This window comes from Neptuniibacter pectenicola (assembly GCF_001597735.1).
Lineage (GTDB): Bacteria > Pseudomonadota > Gammaproteobacteria > Pseudomonadales > Balneatricaceae > Neptuniibacter > Neptuniibacter pectenicola.
Map to the genome: position 1 here is coordinate 91,948 of NZ_LUTS01000007.1, position 22,015 is coordinate 113,962.

Below are 22,015 nucleotides of genomic sequence, written 5' to 3' on the forward strand. Positions count from 1 at the left end.
ACCCCCTTTAAAATATACACTTAACCGCATCGGCTATGGGCTAACCTTGATCGTTTTCCGAGTCGCTAGGAGCTAACCCACCCCCTAAGACACGGTAGAGTGTAATACGATTGGTTAGATCGGTCTGCCGTGTGCTAATGAGCGACTGCTTTGCACTGTACATAGTGCGTTGAGCCTCTAAGGTATTTTGGAAGCTATCCACACCATTTTGATACCGGGCAAGGGAGAGCGAATAGCTTCGACTTGCGGCGTTTACTAAGGCTTCTTCCGCGTTGAGTTGTGCCTGTATTGTCGCTCTGCGTGCTAATGCGTCAGCGACCTCAGAGAATGCAGTTTGAATGGCATACTCGTATGCTGCAAGCTGTTTACGTTGTTGGGCTTCGCTGTACGCTAGACTTGCATCGTTTGCGCCGCTATCAAAAATGGGCAGGGTTAGGCTGGGCGCTAAGGTCCAGATAGTGCTGGCACCGCCACTAAAAATATCAGCTAACACTGAGCTGGCGACACCGCCTGTTGTGGTTAATGATAGGGAAGGGAAAAAGGCCGCACGGGCAGCCCCGATATTAGCGTTGGCTGATTTTAAGTTATGTTCAGCGGCCAACACATCAGGGCGTTGGAGTAGTACTGACGAGGAGAGTCCCGCAGGCACATCGGTTACTAAGTTTTCGCTGTCAGGCAGGGCGTCGGGCAACAGGTTTTCATCAAAGGGTTGGCCGACTAATAAGTGCAACGCGTTAAGATCCTGTGCTACCTGTGTGGTATACAGGGCACTATCTGAGCGCGCACTGTGATAAACCGTTTCGGCGTTGGCTAGATCGATTTGTGAGTCGACACCTAAGCTCAACCGCTTTTGGGTAATCGCTAAGGTTTGCTGGGCATTACTCTCGGTTTCTGTTGCCAGCTGTAGAGCGCTTTGGTCCGCTGCTAAGGTGAGCCATGCGTTAGCGATCTCACTAATAAGGGCGATCTTCGCGGCTTTGGCGGTTTCAGCGCTGGCTAAATAGGCTTCCATTTGGGCTTCGCTGAGGCTCCGGTTTTTACCAAATAGGTCAATCTCATAGCCACTTAAACCGACGTCGGCCTCATAGGTTGAGTTAATGCTACCAGAGGCTTTGCTGCGGTTACCGCTTAGCCCAATATCCAGTTGAGGAACCAGATCGGCCCGTTGAATACGGTAACTCGCGCGGGCGGCCTCCACGTCGGCTAAGGTCTGGCGTAAGCTTCTGTTGTTGCTAAGGGCCAAGTCGATTACTTGGGTTAAGCGGGTATCCTTAATAAAGTGTTTAAAGGGCACCTGCATCGCCTGTTGGTTTGATAAACCTTGGCTGTCTGCATCGGGCTGGTTTTGCCACGTCGCGGGGACAGGGAGCTCGCTGCGGGTATAGTCCGGCGCTAATGAGCTACAACCCGCAAGCAGAATGAGTGCGCCAGCTATCGGGAGTAACTTAACGTTGCGCACTGTGTTCATTGTTACCTTAGGCATGGGTATTGTCCCCTTGGTTACTGTCGTCGGCGTACACCGGACGTCTTTTAGGGAAGAGACTACGAATTAACACAAAGAACAGAGGTACAAAAAAGATCCCCAAAATCGTGGCGGTTAATGTGCCGCCGACAATCCCTGTACCAATCGAGATACGGCTATTTGCCCCTGCGCCAGATGATAGCGCTAAAGGCAGGGTGCCGAAGATAAAGGCTAATGACGTCATAATAATAGGGCGTAAACGGAGTTTAGCCGCTTGCACCGCAGCATCGATTAACGAGGTGCCGCGTTGATAGGAGGCTTCCGCAAACTCCACTATAAGAATGGCGTTCTTTGATGCCAAGCCGATGGTTGTTAAGAGTGCAACTTGGAAGTAAATATCGTTTTCTAGTCCACGCAGGGTAGTAGCTAATGCGGCACCTACCACACCTAATGGAATGACAAGAATAACGGATAGCGGCACAGACCAGCTTTCATACAACGCGGCTAAGGCAAGGAAAACCACTAAAATAGAGATCGCATATAGCATGGTAGATTGCCCGCTGGAGAGTTTCTCTTGGTAGGATAAACCACTCCATGCATAGCTTAATTTACCTTGTCCCACCTCTTGGGTTAGGCGCTCCATTTCTGCCATCGCTTGACCTGAGCTAACGCCACTGGCCGGTGCGCCTTGTATCTCATAGGAGGAGATACCATTAAAGCGTGACAGGCTTTGAGGGGCGTTGGACCAGGAGGCAGTGCTGAATGCCGAGAAGGGGGTCATGGTGGTTTTGCCGTCGGCGTTTTTGCCACGCACATGCCATTCATTAAGGTCTTCAGGTTTTGAGCGATACTCAGCATCACTCTCAACATAGACTTTTTTAACGCGTCCGCCATCAATAAAGTCGTTTACATAGGTGCCCGCCCACGCGGAGGTGAGGGTGTTGGCTACATCGGATAATGACAAACCTAAGGCGGTTGCTTTGCCGTTGTCTATATCAATTTTAAGTTGTGGTGTCTCACTTAATGCGCCTTCGCGGATGGCGGTGAGTAAGCTGCTCTGGCGTGCTTTAATGAGGAGTGCATCTTTTAATGCGGTTAACTCATCACGGCTGGTACCAGCGGCCGCTTGTAGCTCGAAGGTAAAACCATCGCTTTGGCCGAGTCCGCGTATCACCGGTTGTGACATGGCAAAAATATTGGCATCTCGAATGGAGGATAGGTTTTTATTCATTCGCTGAATGAGTGCATCAGCGCTTTGATCCTCTCGCACGCGCTCATCCCAGGGTTTTAGTGAGACAAACCCCATACCGGCATTTTGGCCGCTACCTGAGAAGTTAAAGCCAGAAATAGAGAAGGCACGAATCACCGTATCGGTTTCCTGTTCCGCTAGGTACTCTTCAACCTGTTCGGCGACTGCACGGGTACGTTTGATCGATGCGCCCGCCGGTAGGCTAATTTGGAACATGGTGCTGCCTTGGTCTTCCTGTGGTAGAAAGCTGGTGGGTAGGCGGACAATCAGTAAGCCGAGTATCACCACAATCACGCCATACACTAAAACCCAGCGTACCTTACGGCTAATGATGCTTTGTACGTGACCGGTATAAGAGGCGGTCATGCGATCAAACACACGGTTAAAACCAGCGAAAAAGCCTTTGCTGTGATTGTTGTGTTCTGTTTTTGTCAGCAGACTGGCACATAAGGTTGGGCTGAGTGTTAGGGCCACAATAACCGACAAGGTCATGGAGGAGACAATGGCGATGGAGAACTGCTTATAGATAACACCGGTCGAGCCGCCAAAAAAGGCCATAGGTAAAAAGACCGCCGATAAGACGACCGCAATACCGACAAGCGCACTACTGATCTCTGACATCGATTCTATGGTGGCATCCCGCGGTGACAGGTTTTTCTCGCGCATTAAACGCTCGACGTTCTCTACCACTACGATCGCATCATCAACCAGCAGACCAATGGATAAAACAATACCAAACATAGTGAGGGTATTGATAGAAAAACCGAAGGCGGATAGCACGCCAAAGGTGCCTAATAATACGACCGGTACCGCGATTGCAGGAATCAGCGTGGCCCGCCAATTTTGCAAAAACAGCCACATAACCAGTACAACCAAGACGATCGCTTCGGCGAGGGTTTGTACCACTTCACTGATAGATATTTTAATGAAATCAGTACTGTCCCGAGGGAAGGTGACTTTGTAACCGTCAGGTAGACTTGCTTCAAGCTCAGCGACTTTATCTTTAACCCGTGTAGCGGTATCGAGTGCGTTGGCACCCGGCGATAACATCACCGCAATCCCTGAAGCGGGGTGGCCGTTTAAGCGGGGAATCGCATCGTAACTTTCACTGCCAATTTCAACACGGGCCACATCACTCAAGCGCACATTAGCACCGGACGCATCGTATTTAATGATGATATTGCGAAACTGTTCCGGTGTGGACATCATCGACTGTGCCGTAACGGTGGCATTGAGCTCTTGATAAGGCAGCGCGGGGGTGGCACCGATCTTACCTGCGGGGACTTGCACATTTTGTGCAGCTAACGCGCTGGTAATATCAGACGGCATAAGCTCGTAGGCCGCGAGCTTGGTCGGGTCTAACCAGATACGCATAGCATACTGTGCACCAAAGACTCGAACATCACCGACACCTTGGATACGGGCTAATGAGTCTTCCATATTGGAGGCGATATAGTCTGAGATATCAAAGGCGGATGCTTGATCTGTGGCGTCATAGACGGCGGTTACCAGTAAGAAGTCGGAGTTGGACTTAGTAACGGTGACCCCTTGAGACTGTACAGATTCAGGGAAGCGTGAGTTAACCTGCTGCACTTTGTTTTGTACTTGTACTTGAGCGTAATCGGGGTCCGTCCCTTCTTCAAAGGTGATACTCACGGTTGCGGACCCATCGGAGGTACTCGACGATGAGAAGTACAATAACCCATCAAGCCCAGTGAGCTGTTGTTCTAAGATTTGTGTAACGCTGTTTTCAACGGTCTCTGCATCAGCACCGGTATAGGAGGTTTTTACGCTGATAACAGGCGGAGCAACGCTGGGGTATTGTGCGATAGGTAACGACATAATCGAGGCGATACCGGTCAGCATAATCACAATTGAAATAACCCACGCAAAAACGGGTCGGTCGATAAAGAAGCGGGCTAACATAACTTACACTCCCCCTTGGGTGGCTGAAGCATCAGTCGCAGGTTGTGCCACTGTTACTACGGCCCCATTGCCATTCATTTCCACGCGCACCGGTTTGACCTCGCTACCGGGACGGACTTTGCCTGAGCCTTCAACTAAGAGTTTATCGTTGACGGATAAACCGCTAGCGATCAGCCACCGGTTATCGACAGCATTAACGGTCTCGACAGTGCGTTTTTCTACGTGGTTGTCATCGCTAATAACGTAGGCATACGCTGTACCATCGGCATTGTGGTAGATGCCTTGCTGGGGCACCAAAATGGCGTTTTCATCGATCGCTTCATTTACTTGGGCGCGTACAAACATACCGGGTAGCAATAACCCATCAGGGTTAGGAAACTCTGCCCGTAAGGTGACGGTCCCCGTTGATGCATCAACCGATACTTCCTGCATTTTAAGCTGGCCTTGATGGTCGTATTCACTGCCATCTTCCAAGGTAAGTGTGACTGACGCGTTGCCTTGTTTAAGCTCGTCTTTACGCATGAGTTGGCGCAGTTTTAATAGCTCAGTACTGCTTTTGGTCATATCCACATAGATAGGATCTAAGGTGCGGATTGTGGCTAGTGCGGAGGCTTGTTGCGCTGTGACTAAAGCCCCTTTAGTAACGCTAGAGATACCGATATGTCCAGAAATAGCGGCTTTAACTTGGGTGTATTCAAGATTAATTGCGGCGGTTTCTAAGGCTGCCTGATACTTCTCAATATTGGCTTTGGCTTCTAAATAAGTCGCATGGGCATCATCGGCATCCTGTTGAGAGATCCCTTGGAGTTTGATGAGTTTGGCATAGCGTTGGTCTTTTAACTTTGCCGTTTGAAGCGTCGCTTTGGCACTGTTTAAATTAGCTTTGGCTTCGTTATACGCAGATTGGAAGGTGGCTGGGTCGATCTGATAAAGCAACTGCCCTTGTTCGACTAGGCTGCCCTCTTTGAATTGGCGTTGTTGAATAATACCGCTGACTTGAGGGCGGACTTCTGCCATCTGGGATGCCACAACACGCGCCTGCATTTTGGTATCTATCTTATGTGTTGTCGCGGTCACGTTAATATAGGAGACGGCAGGAACTGACGTGCTTCTCGTGGGTGCGCTGTCTTGTTGGCAGCCACTAAGTAAAGCCGTTATAAGCACTAGCCCTCCGATGCCGCGTGAAAATTTCATGGTGAAACGCTCCTTAAATAAGTAAGTAAAAGACGAGGCTTAAGACAGCAGCGTATTCAGGCTATATATACTTAGATGAATACGGATAAACGTCTACTAACACCCAAGATAACAAGGTCAAGGTTAAAGCAGGGTTAAGTACCTTGCTGTGATCAAGCGACAGAGCGAAAAATGTCAATGTCAGCCTCAATCGACCCTAAAAAACAGAAACCTTTCGGATAGAAACCCTATCGGGCACAATGGCGAGGTTCGTTATGTTTACGTTAGGTCATGATTCACAGTGCTTTGGCCTGTCTATTAGCAGGGTATCTTTATGCAGAAAAACATCGCATTTGTTGGCACTATTTCAAATAGAGAGAAAGCGGCGTGGTTAGCTAAAATAAGCCCGTTATTAGCGGAGGCTCAGCTTATCCGCTATGAAGAGATTACAGCGGAACAGCGCCCGACAATAGAGGTGGCTATTGTTGCTAACCCTGATCCCCAAGCGTTGGCTGATCTGCCTAACCTGCGTTGGGTGCAGAGTGTATGGGCCGGGGTCGAGCGGCTTGTTGCTGAGTTACCTCATGCCCAGTTTGAGATCGTGCGGATGATCGATCCTAATCTGGCTTCTACCATGGCTGAGGCTGTAACGGCATGGACGTTTTATTTACATCGTGATATGCCGCGCTACCTGTGTCAGCAGCGAAGAAAAGAGTGGATACAGCATGATCTAGTGGCGCTAAGCGACCGCAAGGTAGGGATCTTAGGCTTAGGTCAATTAGGCAGAAAGTCGGCGGAACGGTTAGTTTTAAATGGGTTTAATGTTAGCGGTTGGAGTCGGCGGTTAACTGAAATTGAGGGCGTCACTTGTTTAAGTGGTGAAGAGGGGTTTAATGACCTATTAGCACAGAGCGATATATTGATCTGTTTGTTACCTTTAACGGCAGAAACACGCCATTTATTAGATGATAAGCGCTTAGGCCTTTTACCTCGCGGTGCATCCCTTATTAATTTTGCCCGTGGTCAAATTATCGATGAAGGTGCGCTGCTATCTCACTTAGCAACAGGTCAGATAAGCCATGCGGTGTTAGATGTGTTTAACACTGAGCCTTTACCTAGCGAAAGCGCTTTATGGACGGCGCCTAATGTAACGGTGCTCCCCCATATCTCTGCGCCTACGCATATTCAAACAGCTTCAAAAATTGTTGCGCGTAATGTTATAAAATACTTTGAGAGCGGTGAGATCCCTGAGGCTGTCATTCGCTCACAGGGTTATTAAAAAATAAAGCGATAGCGTACGCGGTATGGGCTGAGTCTTGAACAAAAAAAGATGAGAGGCTTGTGTTGCTGTTTTGGTTAAGCCACCTTAACGGTGAGCCTATAATGGAAATTAAATAGAGGGAATTATAATGGATGTAGGTGTATTTGATAGAACGGAAACAAGTGATCAGTTAATCAGCGCGTCCATGTACAATTTGGTGATTGGTTTAACCTTGATCTGGGGCTTTGCGATTAACTGGTGGATGGTGCTCAACGTACCTGTCGAGCTTATAAGCAGCGTCAATCCGTTCTTTTTCTTTATTGGTTATTTTGCGTCCTGCTTTTTTGGTATTTATCTTTTTAAAAAGTCGGATTGCCCTATGGTTAGCTTTGTTGGCTATAACTTTGTTGTGGTGCCCTTTGGGCTCATTATTAATATGGTTGTGAGCCAATATGACCCATCTATTGTATTAGAAGCGATCAGAGTTACCGGTATGGTGACGTTTGTTATGATGCTTTTAGGTTCGATGTACCCGGCCTTTTTTCAGAAAATAATAGGGGGCCTGTCCATCGCATTGCTATGTGTCATCGTGGTCGAGTTAATTGAGGTGTTCATCTTTAATACCCACCACGGTATTTTAGATTGGATCGTTGCCATTATTTTTTGTGGTTACATTGGCTATGACTGGGCACGGGCGAATGCTATCCCTAAAACCTATGATAATGCGGTAGACAGTGCTGCTGCGTTGTATATGGATATTATTAACCTGTTTTTACGCATACTCCGAATTTTGGGTAGAAAATAAGCGCGCGTAGACGATGGACGCGGCGTTAATCGTTAGGGAATAGGTCGATGTGTAGAGCACCCCTTTTTTTGTTTTTACTTTGTTTAGTGGGGTGTTTCGACGCGTCTTCATATGAGGATCAAGAGGTGGGGCCTAACGGTGAACCTCCTAAGGCCCTTCAGCTGATCTATCAGAAACAGTTTATAGCCGAAGAGAGAAACTACGTTCTGGCACTTGGGCTTATTCATGCGTTTTTGGTTGAGCATCACTTTGCTATCACCTACACGCGCTGCTTTAATGATGTGCTTGATGTGAGAAAACGGGGTAAAGGGTTTACTTGCTTAGCCCTACAGGCGGAACAAGGCCCTCCCACAAAAACCTATGTTCGGGTTAGGGTGGATGAGGTTCTGTTTAACCAGTTAGATGGTGACAACCGGCTTAGTTTATCGGTTGAAATCTATGTGCTCGATGGGTACGTGAGAAATGGAAAAGGGGCGCAGTTGGTGGATGGATTTACTGCAGGTGTCGAAACAGGGTTGGCTCAGCTTTATGCTGCTCCCTGATCCCCGTTTAACGGTTGTTTTATGATGAGGGTTCCGAGTGATTGCTTGGCCTGCGGTAATTAAATATGAAGGTGAAAGCGAACTCAGGTTTGTTCCCAGTGCTACTGAGTGGGGATCGGATACCGATCTGTATTTAGCGGCTTATGTTGAGGGGGACCTGCTGATTGATACGACGGGTGCCGTTTATCGCTTAGATATAAAAAACGATAATCGATGTGTGCCTCAGTTTACCGGAGGTTATGTCGATAAAGCGGCGGTAACTGAGATGGTGAAAGCACACTTGGCTTTTATGGGGCAGTGTTGCGTGGCTAAGTTTTCTATCGACTCTATAGCGGATGGCCTAACCGGGGTTGGGTTGACGGACGAAAGCTAACCCGTGTTACTTATCGTCCATCACGCTTTTACTGTTTTATCTATATATCAATAGAGATGCGTCTCATCTGGGCTTAATAAGCACCTTCGCTGTAGATGAGTTCATAGCTATGGCTGTAAATTTCTAAAATATTGCCAAAGGGATCTTCCATGTAGATCATGCGGTAGGGTTTTCTACCCGGGTAATAGTAGCGCGGTTTTGGCATACGCTTTTTTCCACCTGCGGCAACAATCTTGTCGGCCAGCTCTTCTACGTTGGGGTCTTGTACGCAAAAATGGAAGATGCCTGTTTTCCAATATTCGAAATTATCCTCTGGATTTACTTGCCCTTTAAATTCAAAAAGCTCCACACCAATACGGTCGCCAGTTGATAGGTGGGCAATCCTAAATTTATCCCAATGGGGGCCAAAGACATCGGTGCACATTTCACCAATAGGGCTACTGTCTTCGACCACCTCGGTGGGTGCCATGATTAAATACCAGCCCATAACATCGGTATAAAATTTAACGGCGGCGTCTAGGTCAGGCACTGATATGCCGATATGTGAGAAACTCCGTGGGTATGTAGTGCTCATGATTGTCTGCTCTGTAATTGAGGTTATCAATAGGATACAAAGCTAAAATCATTAAGTATAATTATCATTTTTTATGCTAATGAGTATTTAATTTAATGATTAATCCTGTTTGGCTGCGTAGTTTCTGCACCCTCGTTGAGGTGGGGCATTTCACACGAACGGCTGATATCCTTAATATGACTCAGTCAGGGGTGAGCCAGCATGTGCGTAAGCTTGAAGAGTATTTAGCTACGCCATTACTGATGAGACAGGGCAAAGGATTTACGCTTACTGGTGCAGGGGAACGTTTATATAAAGAGGGACAGGCGTTACTGCTATCGTTTGCTAATTTAGAAAAACAGATAGGGCGGGACCCCAGCCATGAAGGTGTCGTTAAGGTTGCGTCGCCCGGGAGTGTTGGCCTTAAACTTTATCCCCACCTTTTGCAGTTACAAGCACGTTACCCTAGGTTGATCATTGAATATCGCTTTGCACCTAACCATGAAATTGAACGGCTAATCGCTGAACATAAAGTGGATCTAGGCCTGATGACCTGCGTATCGACGCTAGGGGAGGTTAAACTGACCCCTATAGCGGATGAAGCGCTTTTACTTGTGACGCCTGCGGCTGTTGCTGAGCCTAGCTGGGCGCAATTAATGGCACTCGGTTTTGTTGATCATCCCGATGGCGCTTATCATGCAGGTCAGTTATTGAGTGTTAATTTTCCTGAGTTTCAACATAGTAGCCAATTTAAGCGGTCGGGCTTTTCCAATCAGATTAATATGATCTTAGAACCGGTCAGTATGGGGTTAGGATTTACGGTGTTACCCCGTTATGCGGTGGCTGCATTCGCTGGGGCTGAAAAGGTAAACGTACACCCGTTAATGCACCCTGTGAGTGAAACCCTCTATATGGGAACGCATCTACGTAAGTTTGCGCCTAACTGTGTAAATACCGTGATATCTGAGATAGAAACCTGTCTTCAGGGCCGCTGAGGTTAGTGGGGTGTGGTATCCTGTTAGGGTATTAAACGCTCAGGGGAGTGTGGGTCAGGGGACGCAGTATTATGGGGCAGATGGGATGAAAGGTAGACGGGTATGAAAAGTAACGGTGAGATTATTGCGCGCCTGCGTGATCAGATTCCTACGTTTGAGTGTAAGCCCGGTTGCCACGATTGTTGTGGCCCTGTTACAACGTCATCGGAAGAGATGTTACGCCTACCTGTGAAATCGGACGCAGAGCATGAGGCTGCGTTAAATGAGTTTAATTGTGTGCACCTTGGCCCTAATGGTTGTACCGTTTATGGGGAACGCCCCCTGATCTGTCGCCTGTTTGGAACGACACCGCGCATGGCATGCCCTAATGGTTGCGCACCAAAAGAGATGGTTGATCCGGCTATCGAGCGTCAGGTACATCACTACATCGCTAACACGCGGCAAGTATTAGTGTAAGTCTATATTTTATCTCTCTATGGTTGTTGGCCATGCGCCTTGATAAGTTTGTTTGTAAAAGTACAGAACTGACAAAAGACGAAGCGATTCAGCAAATCCAGTCAGGTGCCGTGTGCGTGAACGATAGAGTGATCACTGAGGCAGCAACTCAGGTCCATGAAAATAACCGGATAGTGTTGCAAGGTGTTAGGCTAAAGGCGCGTGCTTTTCGCTATATCCTCATGCATAAACCGGCAGGGACTATCTGCTCAAATATCGATGAAGCCTACCCCTCTCTGTTTAATTGCCTTGATATCGATAACGCGTCTGAGTTACATATAGCCGGGCGTTTAGATGCGGATACGACGGGTTTAGTCTTGATTACGGACGATGGCCGTTGGTCATTTAATATTACGCGGCCCGCTAACGGGTGTTGTAAAGTTTATCGTGTACACTTAGCTAAAGAGATCTCCGCTGACGTCGTACCTACACTCGTATCTACATTTGAACGGGGCATAGATTTACAAGGGGAGCAACAACCAACCCTGCCAGCACGATTAGATATTATTGCGCCGAAAGAGGCGCTTTTAACGATAACTGAAGGTCGATACCATCAAGTCAAACGTATGTTTGCAGCGGTCGGTAATCGCGTACATTCACTCCATCGAGAGCAGATAGGTAGGATTCGTCTCGATGTAGAGGTGGGGCAGTGGCGTTACTTGACCCATGATGAAGTGCAGTCCTTTAGCGAATAATCCCATTTTTTGTTGTTTACTTTACATGAGGGTTTACCCTTGGAAGTAGACCAACACACTTAATTGTCCAGAGTTATAAAGCGATACCATGACGAGAAAAACATTAAGTTTAAAGGTGAAAAAACCTAAAGAGGGCCAGCCTGAGGGTGCGGCGGTTGATGATCAGTTTGAGAATGATCCTGAAAAACGTTTTTTGAACGGTGTAGCGATTCACCCGACGCCATGTATTCGTTTATCCTCAGGTTCTCAGCAGTTCTCTATGCGTGCAATGGATTTGATTACGCCGATAGGCATGGGTCAACGGGGGTTAATTGTTGCACCACCGGGATCCGGCAAAACAACAACGTTAAAGCATATCTGCCAAGCGGTGGGCACCGCCTATCCTGAGATTAAACTGTATGCGTTGTTGATTGATGAGCGACCAGAAGAGGTTACTGATTTTAAACGCAGTGTAACGGCTGAGGTTCACGCCTCATCCTCGGATGAGAGTTATGCGCAGCATGTCCGTGTCGCTAATGAACTTCTTGCTAAGGCTCGAAAAGAAGCGGGTGAAGGGCGTGATGTGATGATTGTGATTGACTCACTGACTCGGTTGTCGCGGGTTCATAATGCGGAGCAGCGGAGCAGTGGCCGGACGATGTCAGGCGGGGTTGATGCAAGGGCATTAGAGATTCCTCGAAAACTGTTTGGTGCCGCCCGAAAAATTGAGAACGGCGGATCTCTTACGATACTTGCGACAATACTGGTAGATACCGGAAGCCGGATGGATCAGGTGATCTTTGAGGAGTTTAAAGGCACCGGTAATATGGAAATTGTTTTATCACGGGACGCGGCAAATTATCGAATTTTCCCAGCCTTGGATATTGCTAAAAGTAGTACCCGTCGTGAAGAGCTCTTATTAGATGCGAAAGATCTTGCTAAAGTGCGAGCGTTACGTCGCTCACTTACTTCGCTGAAGCCGGTTGATGGGGCAAGAAAGCTGGTTGATCTGCTGACGGAATACCCCACCAATGAGGCGTTACTTAAGGCCTTTGAGTCTTAATATGTAGCGGTGAGTATTGTAAAAAAAGAGCGCGTAAGGCGCTCTTTTTGTGTCTAACTAGGGCGGTGCTTAACCCCAGATATCTTTATTTTTTCTATTCTCTGACGGGGTGTCTGAGGTTTTTTTGGCCGTTTTTCCTCTAGGTTTTGAGGCGGGTGGCTTGCTTTTGCGCACATAGTTTAAGATTGATATGGGCACTACTTTTCTGACTGGAAAGCCTTCAATCTCTTTGCGTTCGATTATATGGTCTAAACGGCTTTCAATTGCACAGAGGTTTTTAAAATCACCCATTGCGACAAAGGATATGGCTTCACCTGAGACGCCAGCACGGCCAGTTCGGCCAATACGGTGGATATACTCTTCTGGCTTGAAGGGCAGATCATAATTAACCACACGGCTTAATTCACCAATATCGATACCACGCGCTGCGACGCCGGTCGCCACTAAATATTTTAGTTTGCCCGATTTGAAATCCTCTAAGATTTTTTCACGCATGGCTTGGCTTCTGTCACCATGAATCGCTTCAGCCACAATGCCGCGTTTAGCTAATTGATCAACCAGCTTGGCTGCACCGTGTTTTTTCTCAATAAAAATCAGCGCTTGATCCCATTGTTGATCCTTAATTAAATGGCTCAATAGGGCGGATTTAGTGTCTTTATCAACGGTGATAAGCCATTGATTAATGGTGGCTGCGGTCTTTGTTTTGGGTGAAACTGAGATCTCTACCGCAGGTTTGCTGACTTTACTATCAGAAAAATCATCAGCCAGTGCGCGGACACCATCACTCATCGTCGCAGAAAATAAAAGATTTTGACGCTCTGTTGGTAGGCGTTCGATGATTTTATGAATATCATCGGCAAAGCCCATATCGACCATCCGGTCCGCTTCATCTAACACTAAGACTTCTAGCTCATCAAAATGTAATGCGCGCTGGTGGGTCAGATCCAATAATCGGCCGGGGGTGGCGACTAAAATATCAACGCCTGCAATTAAACGCTGCTTTTGCGGTTCGCTATCAACCCCACCATAAACGGCCAGTGAGCTTAGATTAAGGTGTTTACTGTATTCGGCAACATTGCCCGCCACTTGTACGGCTAATTCCCGTGTAGGGGTTAAGATTAGGACACGTATACGTTTGCCCCGTAGGGTGCGTTCTTTGTTGAGTCTTTCTAAGATAGGCAGAACAAAGGCAGCGGTTTTTCCTGTGCCTGTTTGGGCTGTCGCAATCAGGTCTTTTCCCGCCAAGATGAGGGGAATAGCTTGTTTCTGAATGGGCGTTGGCGCGGTATAGCCCAGATCGTTAATAGCGAGTAAAAGAGGATTGCATAATCCAAGAGTTGAAAATGGCATAAAGGCTCGGATAGGTTGTCATAGGGAGAGTAGGGCGCAGTATAGCCTAAAACCTGGGCGTTCTTTGTTCTAATTGTAAAAAACTCTAATCAGACAAACGCTGAAGGGTGTTTAAGGTAAGCGTTGATCTCGGCGGGCGGCAGGCCCTAGATGTAGAGTATGAAGTTCAGTTAATATAGCCCCTGATTGCCATAGGACGGTACTCCAGCATCGGGATGATGCAACGACCTCCTTGCTAGATTATACGGCGTAATAAATAATTTTTGATATCAAGGTCAGGAATGAAGAAGCTAATCATACTTTGTTTAATCGGGTTGGGGTTTTATGCCTACCTACAGGATAACCCTCAGATTACGCAGCGTGCAGAAGACACGTTTAACACATCGTTTTTATCTGCGGATAAAAGTAGCACGCTGACGTCAAGCGATAAAGCGTTAAAAAATGCGTTTGATCGTAGGCAAAGTAACTTACAGATAGGTGGCTCAGGCCGGGTTATTGCCCTGCTTGCGGATGATTTAAAAGGTAGTCGTCATCAAAAATTCATTCTTGAGTTGGCGACAGGGCAAACCTTATTAGTGGCTCATAATATTGATTTAGCACCGCGTATTAACGGGTTAAGTGTGGGTGATCAGGTAAAGTTTTTTGGTGAATATGAGTGGAACGCAAAAGGTGGCGTTATGCATTGGACCCATCATGATCCCAAGGGCCGTCACGAAGGGGGTTGGTTGGTCCATAATGGCACGATCTATCAATAATCGCGGGGCATTTCTTATTGGGCTTGCTAAGTACAGTGTGTGGTAAATAGTTATCTTGTGTATACAAGCAAGGTGCATAAAATTACACTGTTACCTCGTATTTTCCGTGAGAGCGTTATGAAAACTAGGTTAAGAAAACTTTGTGCACCTATCTTAAATATTTTTGAGTCTGGCGAGGGTGAATATAGCTATAAAGCATCACACCGTAAGATTCTTATGTATATGGGCCTGCTATTTTTTGTGCTTTCAACATTCTCCGGCATTGCGGCTATCGCATCGGAACAGTTGGGTGGCCTGATCCCTATATTGGTCTTTTTCTTAATTGGTGTTGTGTGTGTGATCGTCGGCTTTTTGGGCAGTGACCGTGCAGTGGCGAAAATATGGGGCAGCCGGTAGCGCCGCCTCATTAGTCTTTAACTTTCCGCTTTTATCGAACCTAAGCAGAGAGTCATAGGTTTCTCGCCGCGTGTATGCGTACCATCGTGCTAACAAACGATAGGACTAAATTTCATCCGCGGCAGGGATCTCTGCAAACACACTATTATCCAGCCAACTGTTGATATTGTTTGTCAGGGCGCTGGGGCCGATAATTTGTAACTTTTGTTCACGAATCGCCGCTTTATAGGTGGTGTAACCCATCCAAATTTCGATCATCGTGCGAAGATCAGTATTAAACCAGATATCAACTTCCTTACCTGGATCGACTGTACACACGTCGACATCGTCGTTGCTGACTACAATCCACCATTTAGCCATCTGGTTTTGATCGGTAAAGTTAAATGAGAGGATCGTACTATCGCCCGGCAGGTGTTCTGGGTTAATGCTGCGCTCTAGGTAGAGCATTAATAACTCTATATCCAGTTCGGAATCGGGTAGTTGACTGCGCGTCCAGCGCATGCCCCATTCACCTATTTGTTGGATAATAGGTGCGAGCTCCTTCCCTGACTCCGAGAGAAAATATTCATATCCCCGCTGGCCAGGAATTTTTTTACGCACAATGAGGCCATTTTCGGTTAATTCGTTCAGGCGCTTGGTCAACATGGTGGGGGAGATTGAAGCCATGCCCCGTTGAAAATCGTTAAAGCGTTTCCCGCCCATCAACAGCTCTCTAATAATTAAGAGGGTCCATTTTTCGCATAAGAGTTCTGAAGCTTTGGCAAGGGGGCAGAATTGTAGATAATGCATAGAGTTACTCAATAAGATTTTCCTAACTACAGAATCTGTAGTTGAGTGCTACAGATTACATAGCTTTTTTAAGGGACAGTTGATTTTAGTATCAATGGACTAGATAACAACAAAAACATGATATGGAGTCCTTATATATGCCTAAGTTTATTATTGAGAGAGATATTCCTGATATTGGGTCAGCTGATGATGCTGCGCTGAGTGCCGCCGCTGAAAAATCAAATTCTGTTCTGTCGGCTATGCAGTCCGAGGATAAAGATATCAGTTGGGAGCATAGTTACGTTGTTGGGAATAAAACCTTCTGTATCTATAACAGTGCAGATGAGGCGTTGATTCATGAACATGCAGAGCGAAGTGGATTTCCTGCCAATACAATCTCAGAAATTAAAAGCCAGATAGACCCTACGACAGCAGACGAATAGCAGGGTATTTTGTTAAGCGTACGATAGGCTGTGGTTTTGTTGCCCTCCCATTGCTTATTGTGCGCTTACCCCATTCGAATGCGCTTCTCACCTTATTCCTCGTAACAACAAGTCAGGTCTGAGTAAGCCCTCCTAAGTTTAAGATTTTTAAACGCTTATTTAATAGCAGCCTCCCTCTTGTCGGCAATAAATTGTTGCTTTTTGTCATATTTCTGTCATCTCTCGGTAGTCTAATAACGCGCATTCGGAATCAAATTTTCCGCTGGAAAAGGACGTTCATTTTTTAATCACACGTAGTAATGGCGTACATATCTATGAAAATTTCTTTGTTAACTAAGCTCACCTCGTTCGCTCTTTTTGTAATTCTTGCGGTGCTTACAACGTCAATTGTGTGGTCGTTGGATCGCTTAAATGATGCCTATCAGACCAGTACCAGCTACTACGAATATGAATCCAGTACGCGTATGGCAATTGAAAAGCCGATTAACCGATATCTGTTAACCGGTGATGCAACGCTGCTGAGTAAAATAGATAATGATATTAATCTGCTCATTAGTGAAACGCGGCAGAATCGCTTATTGCCAACAGAGATAAAAGAACCTGCAATCGCTCAGATGGTGAAGGTGCGGGATAACGCCCTGAGCACATTGCGGGAGGCGGGTAAATTATCGAATCCAGAGTTTTTATTGATTAACAGTGAGCGGGAGTTGTTTGCCGAAATAGCTGCGTTAATGGAGTATGTTGCGAAAGCAGATCAGGCACCAATAAGCCTAAAACAGCAATATCTAAATCTGTCCGCTGAGTTCATTAATTACTTAGTGCCTACGACCTATGTTAGACAAAATAGCAGTTTAAACGCAGATAGCTCTATTCTCGACAGTGCTGCTAGTTACCTTACAGGTATGCAGGCGACAGCGGATAAGCTCTACGCGTTGCCCCGTTTAGGCGTTTATAAAGACGTCGAAGCTGAGGAGGATGACTTAGCGAGTATGTTGGGGTGGGCAACGGATGATTCGCCTGAGGCCGCAGAAGATATTGGTGAAGCGTCATTAACTGTGATCAAAAATTTAGCAGGGCGTTACCCCAAAGAACTGGATAACATTGCTAAATTTTCACGTCAGAAAACTGAAGGCCGTGCAGCTGCACAGCAGCAAGTTATTGAGTTAGAGTTGTCCCTTCAGGCATTAGAACAGACCTTAGAAGATCATTATCAAAGTATTTTACAGGATGTCTATCTACTACTGGCGGTCTGTGTTGTGCTGATCATTCTGACGGGGGCTTGTATGTCGATGATTAAATACCGTTTAGCGCAAATTCTTCATCGCGCCTCTGATTATGTGAGCCGCCTGTCGGAAGGTGATCTTAAAGTACAGATGGATATGCCCAGTAAGATTAGTGAAGTCACAACGTTACGGACCTCTATTAATAGTTTAAAGGATTACTTTTCTGACCTGCTAACCAATATTAAACGTGAGACCGGGGTGTTAAAAGAGCTGGAATCAAACATGAACACGAGCGCGAAAAACCTGAGTTTCATTGTGGCTGAGCAGCAACATAGTACGCGTAGTACTGCTGAACAAATGGATCAGTTGAAAAGCTCTTTTATTGAGGTGGCTGATCATGCCGCTCATACCCGTGAATATACCGCCAAAGCCAATGATCTGACGCAGCAGGGTATTCATTTGATGAAAGATACCCATAATAATATTGCTGACCTGTCGAGTGATGTGGCGGGGACAAATGAAGCGCTTGTATCCTTGAAGGATGATACAGAATCCATTCTAAAGGCGTTATTGGTGATCGATGAGTTCTCAGAGCAGACCAACCTATTGGCGCTTAACGCGTCTATTGAGGCTGCCCGTGCCGGTGAAATGGGACGTGGGTTTGCGGTGGTTGCGGATGAGGTGCGTAATTTGGCGGGACATACGTCACGTGCGGCAAGCGACATTAAACAACTGACAAACAAACTGAATGCCACCACAAACGATGTGGTTGAGCGCACCCAGTCTTATATGCAAAAAACAGAAAGAACCATGCAGATTGCAAATGAGGCGGAACATGCCATTGAAGAGATTGCTAAGGCTAATTTAAGCATTAGTGAGATGAGCACACAGATCGCAACAGCGACGGAGCAGCAATCATTGTTAACGACAGAGATTGTTAATGTCATGTCAAAAAATACCAATCTTGCTAATAACAGTTTAAGTGAAGCCGAAAACAACCGGCGCTATGCGGATAACTTAGTTGTGATTAGCGGTAAGCTGAACCAAATGATTGTTCAATTTGAATAATACCCTCTACCTTTAAGTAACCCAGCCCTATCTCAGCATAGGGCTGTCCTTTCTTGTGTTTCTTCACTCGACTTTATGGAAGCGATTATTTGTCGCCACAGTATTGCCTTATCCGCAGGTGAACATTTATCGTGGGTATTCGTTTTTTGAGGGAAGTTAGTGGCTATGTCTGATGAACGGAGGGTGGCTGAACATTACCATCACGGTGATTTACTGCATGCGATTGAGACCGCGTTTCGCCAATCGGGTAAAGCGTTGAGTGATATGCGTATTGAGGATCTTGCTGATATTGATGAGTTCCATATTGGCGGTCGCCAAGCAACGGATCAGGTGTTGGGGCAACGTATGTTGTCAGAGCAAGATCATCTGCTTGATATAGGTTGCGGTTTAGGAGGCGCGTGTCGTTATATGGCCGATCGTTATCGCTGCCGGGTGACGGGGATTGATCTGACCCAAACCTATATTGATACCGGCAATATACTCTGCTCTTGGGTTAACTTAGCGCAGCAGGTGGAGCTTGTGGCTGGCAGTGCCTTAGCGATGCCGTTTGAGGCAGCACGCTTTAGTGGTGCCTACATGCTGCATGTTGGGATGAATATCGAGGATAAAGCTCAGTTGTGTGCTGAGGTGCATCGGGTCTTAACGCCGGGGGCTCGTTTTACGCTTTATGATGTGATGCAGGAAAAGCCGGGGGCTTTGCTTTATCCCGTTCCTTGGGCCACGGACGCGAGTACGAGTTTTGTAAGCTCACGTGAGGATTACATTAAACATTTGGAGCATGCGGGGTTTGAGATCAGTTTCGTAAAGAATCATGCTCACTTTGCGATGGACTATTTTCAGTCTGAAAAGAAGCGAGTTAAAGCGATGGGAGGGCGTGGGTTGCTGGGTTTGCATACGTTGATGCAGGAGGAGTATCCGGTGAAGGTGAGAAATATGATGCAGGGACTTCAGCACGGGTTTATTGCACCTGTCGAGATCAACGCAATAAAGGTTAAGTGACGGGCGAGGGCTAGACCGGCACGGGGAATTACCTTGTTTATGAAACCTCGACTACTATTAAGTGGAGCAGCCACGCTGGTTACTTTACTTTTAACGGGCAGGTCTGGGTAGGGTTTATATAGGAGATGTTATAGGCCGAATAGGTAAGATGTTTTTTAGTTAAGGGAGAGGGCTATGGAATGCATTGAATATAAAAAAGGATATAAATATCAGATAGTTGATGGCTATGTAACAACGATACCTATGCGGCCAGCGACGGATCTTCGTTCGCCTTCGGGTTATATTGAGTTGTCGCAAGAGGGGGTGTTAAAGATTAAAAAAGGCTACGCATGGGATGGTCCTTCTGGCCCGACGATCGACACGCTCGATTTTATGCGGGGCTCCTTAGTGCATGATGCTTTATATCAATTGATGCGCGAGAAGCTGCTGGATAAGGCGGTTGATCGACAATCGGCTGACAAGTTATTACAACGCATGTGCCGTGATGATGGCATGTGTTTTATCCGTGCATGGTGGGTGTATATCGGCTTAAAGTTTTTTGGCGATCCGGCAGCGGACCCCGCTAATAAACGACCTGTCACTAAAGCGCCCGCCATTGTAAGCAAGCGCTAATGTGATAGGGCACAGGCTGTGTGCAGATCGTTTATGCTGGGTAGGCTGATGCACTAGTTAAAATCGAGGAGCTCGACGTCAAAAATAAGGGTGGAGCCGGGTGTGATGATGCCCGCAGAGCCATCACCATAAGCTAAGTGGCTAGGGATATAGAAGCGGGTCTTTTCCCCGACGACCATGAGCTGTAAACCTTCAGTCCAGCCTTTGATAACTTGGTCTAAACCAAACTCAATCGGTTCGCCTCGATCAACCGAGCTATCGAATACCGTACCATCAAGCAAGGTACCGTGGTAATGCACTTTAACCTTAGCTCTCGCACCGGGATGTGCGTCACCTGTGCCGACGGTTAGCACTTCATACTGCAGACCAGAATCGGTCTGTATGACACCTTCTTTAGTTCTGTTTTTAGCTAAAAACGCCTCACCTTCGGCAATATTTTCGAGTGCTTGTTGTTTGCTCGCTTGGCGATTTTTGTAAAGAAAAAAGATTATCGCAAGAATGAGAACAGGCAATAGGTAATTAAGCATTAAGTCGCTCCGTGCTGGTAAGTCTACATGTTGTTTTTGGCCGGTCTAAATACTGAGTATGACATAGTGTTACCGCTTTTGATCGAAGTTGTTATTCCTTATTGCGCTGGATCGTTTAGAGTGAATAGTTTGATGATTAATAAGGGGGCGCAAATGGGCCAGCAAGATGATCGCCAGTTAATTTATCGTTGTGATATCCCTGTTCGTTGGGGCGATATGGATGCCTATGGGCATGTGAATAATGCGATGTATATGCGTTACCTTGAAGAGGCACGGGTGCAGCTTTTAGATAGCATGAATGTGGGGCTTGATCCGAATGGGCTGGCCCCAGTTGTTGTGGATATCGGCTGCTCTTTTATTCGTCCGGTTGTCTACCCTGATCTGTTAAGCATCCAGTGCTACAGTGGTGATCTAGGACGCTCTAGCTTTATGACTTACTATGAGGTGTTTAGCCAACAACAGGGTGGGGTGATGGTAAGTACAGGGCATGCGAAGGTGGTTTGGATTGATCATCAAACGCAAAAATCAGTGCCGGTGCCTGATAACGTGCGCTCACTGTTGAGGTTGTAGGGGGCGGTGAAGGATTAAAGCCCTGATGCTTTAGCGTGAACCTAAATTAAAGATCAGGGTATCTCCCACCGCCTGAGCGATCGTCTCTATCTGTGGTGGGTGATCAATGGGTATGTGCTTCGACTCCACTTTTTCTGTCGATACTTGGGCAAGGTTAAAATAAAGGTAATCTTGCATCCACTGCTGGTACTGTTGAAGCCAGCTGCACATGAGTTCCTCTAATGATGTTTCATCAACGCGAAAGCCCGCTTTAAAATCCGCCTTGTTGTATAACAATCCCTTTGTTAAGTCCTGATAGGTTGGATGCTTGCTGCTGTAGTACTCCAGCGTGAGGTGGTCAGACAGGTTGTTTTGTAAAATAAAACTAATACGACCTACGCTAAGTGGGGCATGGCTAATGGCCTCAATCAATGACTCGACGGCTTGGTTAAAGCATTGAATGGTGTTATTCGTGTAGAAAACGGCAACCAACACATCGTTAATACGAAACAGGCACTGAATCGCTTTGTTTTGCTGTTTTAGGTAGCGCCGTTTTTGTGAAACGGGTGAGATCTGTTCTAGCATGGCTAGGTAGAACTGATCCAGTTGCTGAATAGATGCGTCACTTTTTAAAAACGATAGCTGAGTCTTTAATGGCTCATCAATCGGTATGTGAGCATGTGAATTAAAAGTGGCGGGCTTCGTTGTCAGCGCGGGCATAGCTATTCTCCATAGATGTACTGATGCATAGGTG

General features: G+C 46.7%; 23 protein-coding genes. 15 read left to right on the forward strand and 8 right to left on the reverse strand.

What is annotated here, in order from left to right:
• Positions 1-40: 40 nt before the first annotated feature.
• Genes A3773_RS10625 through A3773_RS10635 form a run of 3 tightly spaced genes read right to left on the reverse strand, consistent with a single transcriptional unit; the run spans position 41 to position 5,831 of the window.
• Entirely contained in the window at positions 41-1,483 is a 1,443-nt protein-coding gene (locus A3773_RS10625) for an efflux transporter outer membrane subunit (RefSeq protein ID WP_067985809.1), read from the reverse strand.
• Complete coding sequence (locus A3773_RS10630) at positions 1,476-4,637, reverse strand: efflux RND transporter permease subunit (RefSeq protein WP_067985811.1); 3,162 nt, start codon at positions 4,635-4,637, stop codon at positions 1,476-1,478. Before A3773_RS10630 ends, A3773_RS10625 begins: the two co-directional genes overlap by 8 nt.
• Before the next feature lie 3 nt (positions 4,638-4,640).
• Positions 4,641-5,831, reverse strand: coding sequence for an efflux RND transporter periplasmic adaptor subunit (locus A3773_RS10635; protein WP_067985814.1), 1,191 nt, complete (start codon positions 5,829-5,831; stop codon positions 4,641-4,643).
• A gap of 313 nt (positions 5,832-6,144) precedes the next feature.
• Between A3773_RS10635 and A3773_RS10640 the strand changes: the two genes are divergently transcribed.
• From A3773_RS10640 to A3773_RS10655, 4 genes are all read left to right on the forward strand, one after another.
• Positions 6,145-7,089 carry a 2-hydroxyacid dehydrogenase gene (locus tag A3773_RS10640; RefSeq protein WP_067985816.1) on the forward strand — a complete coding sequence of 315 codons (945 nt, stop codon included), beginning with the start codon at positions 6,145-6,147 and terminating at the stop codon, positions 7,087-7,089.
• 130 nt (positions 7,090-7,219) lie between these two features.
• Complete coding sequence (locus A3773_RS10645; protein WP_067985817.1) at positions 7,220-7,876, forward strand: Bax inhibitor-1 family protein; 657 nt, start codon at positions 7,220-7,222, stop codon at positions 7,874-7,876.
• Between the two features lie 47 nt (positions 7,877-7,923).
• Positions 7,924-8,418: a hypothetical protein gene (locus A3773_RS10650; RefSeq protein ID WP_067985819.1), complete on the forward strand. Its 495-nt coding sequence runs from the start codon at positions 7,924-7,926 to the stop codon at positions 8,416-8,418.
• Between the two features lie 37 nt (positions 8,419-8,455).
• A complete protein-coding gene (locus tag A3773_RS10655; protein ID WP_067985821.1) occupies positions 8,456-8,791 on the forward strand; it encodes a DUF4144 family protein in 336 nt (111 codons plus the stop codon).
• A 73-nt stretch (positions 8,792-8,864) separates the two neighbouring features.
• On the opposite strand, the gene A3773_RS10660 is transcribed toward A3773_RS10655, so the two are convergent.
• On the reverse strand, positions 8,865-9,365 hold the full coding sequence (locus A3773_RS10660; RefSeq protein ID WP_067985823.1) for a lactoylglutathione lyase family protein: 501 nt from the start codon (positions 9,363-9,365) through the stop codon (positions 8,865-8,867).
• A 95-nt stretch (positions 9,366-9,460) separates the two neighbouring features.
• Between A3773_RS10660 and A3773_RS10665 the strand changes: the two genes are divergently transcribed.
• The 4 genes from A3773_RS10665 to rho all read left to right on the forward strand — a co-directional run bounded on the left by A3773_RS10665 (position 9,461) and on the right by rho (position 12,571).
• Positions 9,461-10,339 (forward strand): LysR family transcriptional regulator, encoded by an 879-nt coding sequence (locus A3773_RS10665; protein ID WP_067985824.1) that lies wholly within the window; start codon positions 9,461-9,463, stop codon positions 10,337-10,339.
• Between the two features lie 102 nt (positions 10,340-10,441).
• Positions 10,442-10,795, forward strand: coding sequence for a YkgJ family cysteine cluster protein (locus A3773_RS10670; RefSeq protein ID WP_067985826.1), 354 nt, complete (start codon positions 10,442-10,444; stop codon positions 10,793-10,795).
• Positions 10,796-10,827: 32 nt separating this feature from the next.
• Positions 10,828-11,529 carry a pseudouridine synthase gene (locus A3773_RS10675; RefSeq protein WP_067985828.1) on the forward strand — a complete coding sequence of 234 codons (702 nt, stop codon included), beginning with the start codon at positions 10,828-10,830 and terminating at the stop codon, positions 11,527-11,529.
• 88 nt (positions 11,530-11,617) lie between these two features.
• Complete coding sequence (gene rho, locus A3773_RS10680; protein WP_067985831.1) at positions 11,618-12,571, forward strand: transcription termination factor Rho; 954 nt, start codon at positions 11,618-11,620, stop codon at positions 12,569-12,571.
• A 69-nt stretch (positions 12,572-12,640) separates the two neighbouring features.
• Here the strand turns inward: rho and A3773_RS10685 are convergent, their stop codons facing one another.
• Positions 12,641-13,921, reverse strand: coding sequence for a DEAD/DEAH box helicase (locus tag A3773_RS10685; protein WP_067985833.1), 1,281 nt, complete (start codon positions 13,919-13,921; stop codon positions 12,641-12,643).
• Between the two features lie 281 nt (positions 13,922-14,202).
• Here A3773_RS10685 and A3773_RS10690 point away from each other — a divergent pair, with 281 nt between their 5' ends.
• Both A3773_RS10690 and A3773_RS10695 read left to right on the forward strand, forming a co-directional pair.
• Positions 14,203-14,676: a DUF3465 domain-containing protein gene (locus A3773_RS10690; protein WP_067985835.1), complete on the forward strand. Its 474-nt coding sequence runs from the start codon at positions 14,203-14,205 to the stop codon at positions 14,674-14,676.
• 117 nt (positions 14,677-14,793) lie between these two features.
• Positions 14,794-15,072 (forward strand): hypothetical protein, encoded by a 279-nt coding sequence (locus A3773_RS10695; RefSeq protein ID WP_067986017.1) that lies wholly within the window; start codon positions 14,794-14,796, stop codon positions 15,070-15,072.
• Positions 15,073-15,177: 105 nt separating this feature from the next.
• Here the strand turns inward: A3773_RS10695 and A3773_RS10700 are convergent, their stop codons facing one another.
• The gene (locus tag A3773_RS10700; RefSeq protein ID WP_067985837.1) at positions 15,178-15,861 is read right to left on the reverse strand and encodes a winged helix-turn-helix transcriptional regulator; all 684 of its coding nucleotides are present in this window, start codon (positions 15,859-15,861) and stop codon (positions 15,178-15,180) included.
• Positions 15,862-15,998: 137 nt separating this feature from the next.
• On the opposite strand from A3773_RS10700, the gene A3773_RS10705 reads away from it, so the two are divergent.
• The 4 genes from A3773_RS10705 to A3773_RS10720 all read left to right on the forward strand — a co-directional run bounded on the left by A3773_RS10705 (position 15,999) and on the right by A3773_RS10720 (position 20,185).
• A complete protein-coding gene (locus tag A3773_RS10705; RefSeq protein WP_067985839.1) occupies positions 15,999-16,283 on the forward strand; it encodes a DUF4242 domain-containing protein in 285 nt (94 codons plus the stop codon).
• Positions 16,284-16,597: 314 nt separating this feature from the next.
• Complete coding sequence (locus A3773_RS10710) at positions 16,598-18,574, forward strand: methyl-accepting chemotaxis protein (protein ID WP_067985841.1); 1,977 nt, start codon at positions 16,598-16,600, stop codon at positions 18,572-18,574.
• Positions 18,575-18,739: 165 nt separating this feature from the next.
• Positions 18,740-19,573, forward strand: a complete 834-nt coding sequence (locus A3773_RS10715; RefSeq protein WP_067985843.1) for a class I SAM-dependent methyltransferase — start codon at positions 18,740-18,742, stop codon at positions 19,571-19,573.
• 174 nt (positions 19,574-19,747) lie between these two features.
• Entirely contained in the window at positions 19,748-20,185 is a 438-nt protein-coding gene (locus tag A3773_RS10720; protein WP_067985844.1) for a DUF1353 domain-containing protein, read from the forward strand.
• Between the two features lie 53 nt (positions 20,186-20,238).
• Here A3773_RS10720 and bamJ read toward each other — a convergent pair whose 3' ends face one another.
• Entirely contained in the window at positions 20,239-20,712 is a 474-nt protein-coding gene (bamJ, locus tag A3773_RS10725) for a BamJ family beta-barrel-assembly machinery protein (RefSeq protein WP_067985849.1), read from the reverse strand.
• A 27-nt stretch (positions 20,713-20,739) separates the two neighbouring features.
• On the opposite strand from bamJ, the gene A3773_RS10730 reads away from it, so the two are divergent.
• Positions 20,740-21,282 carry an acyl-CoA thioesterase gene (locus A3773_RS10730; protein ID WP_231902188.1) on the forward strand — a complete coding sequence of 181 codons (543 nt, stop codon included), beginning with the start codon at positions 20,740-20,742 and terminating at the stop codon, positions 21,280-21,282.
• 30 nt (positions 21,283-21,312) lie between these two features.
• On the opposite strand, the gene A3773_RS10735 is transcribed toward A3773_RS10730, so the two are convergent.
• Entirely contained in the window at positions 21,313-21,981 is a 669-nt protein-coding gene (locus A3773_RS10735; protein ID WP_067985852.1) for a hypothetical protein, read from the reverse strand.
• Positions 21,982-22,015 lie beyond the last annotated feature (34 nt).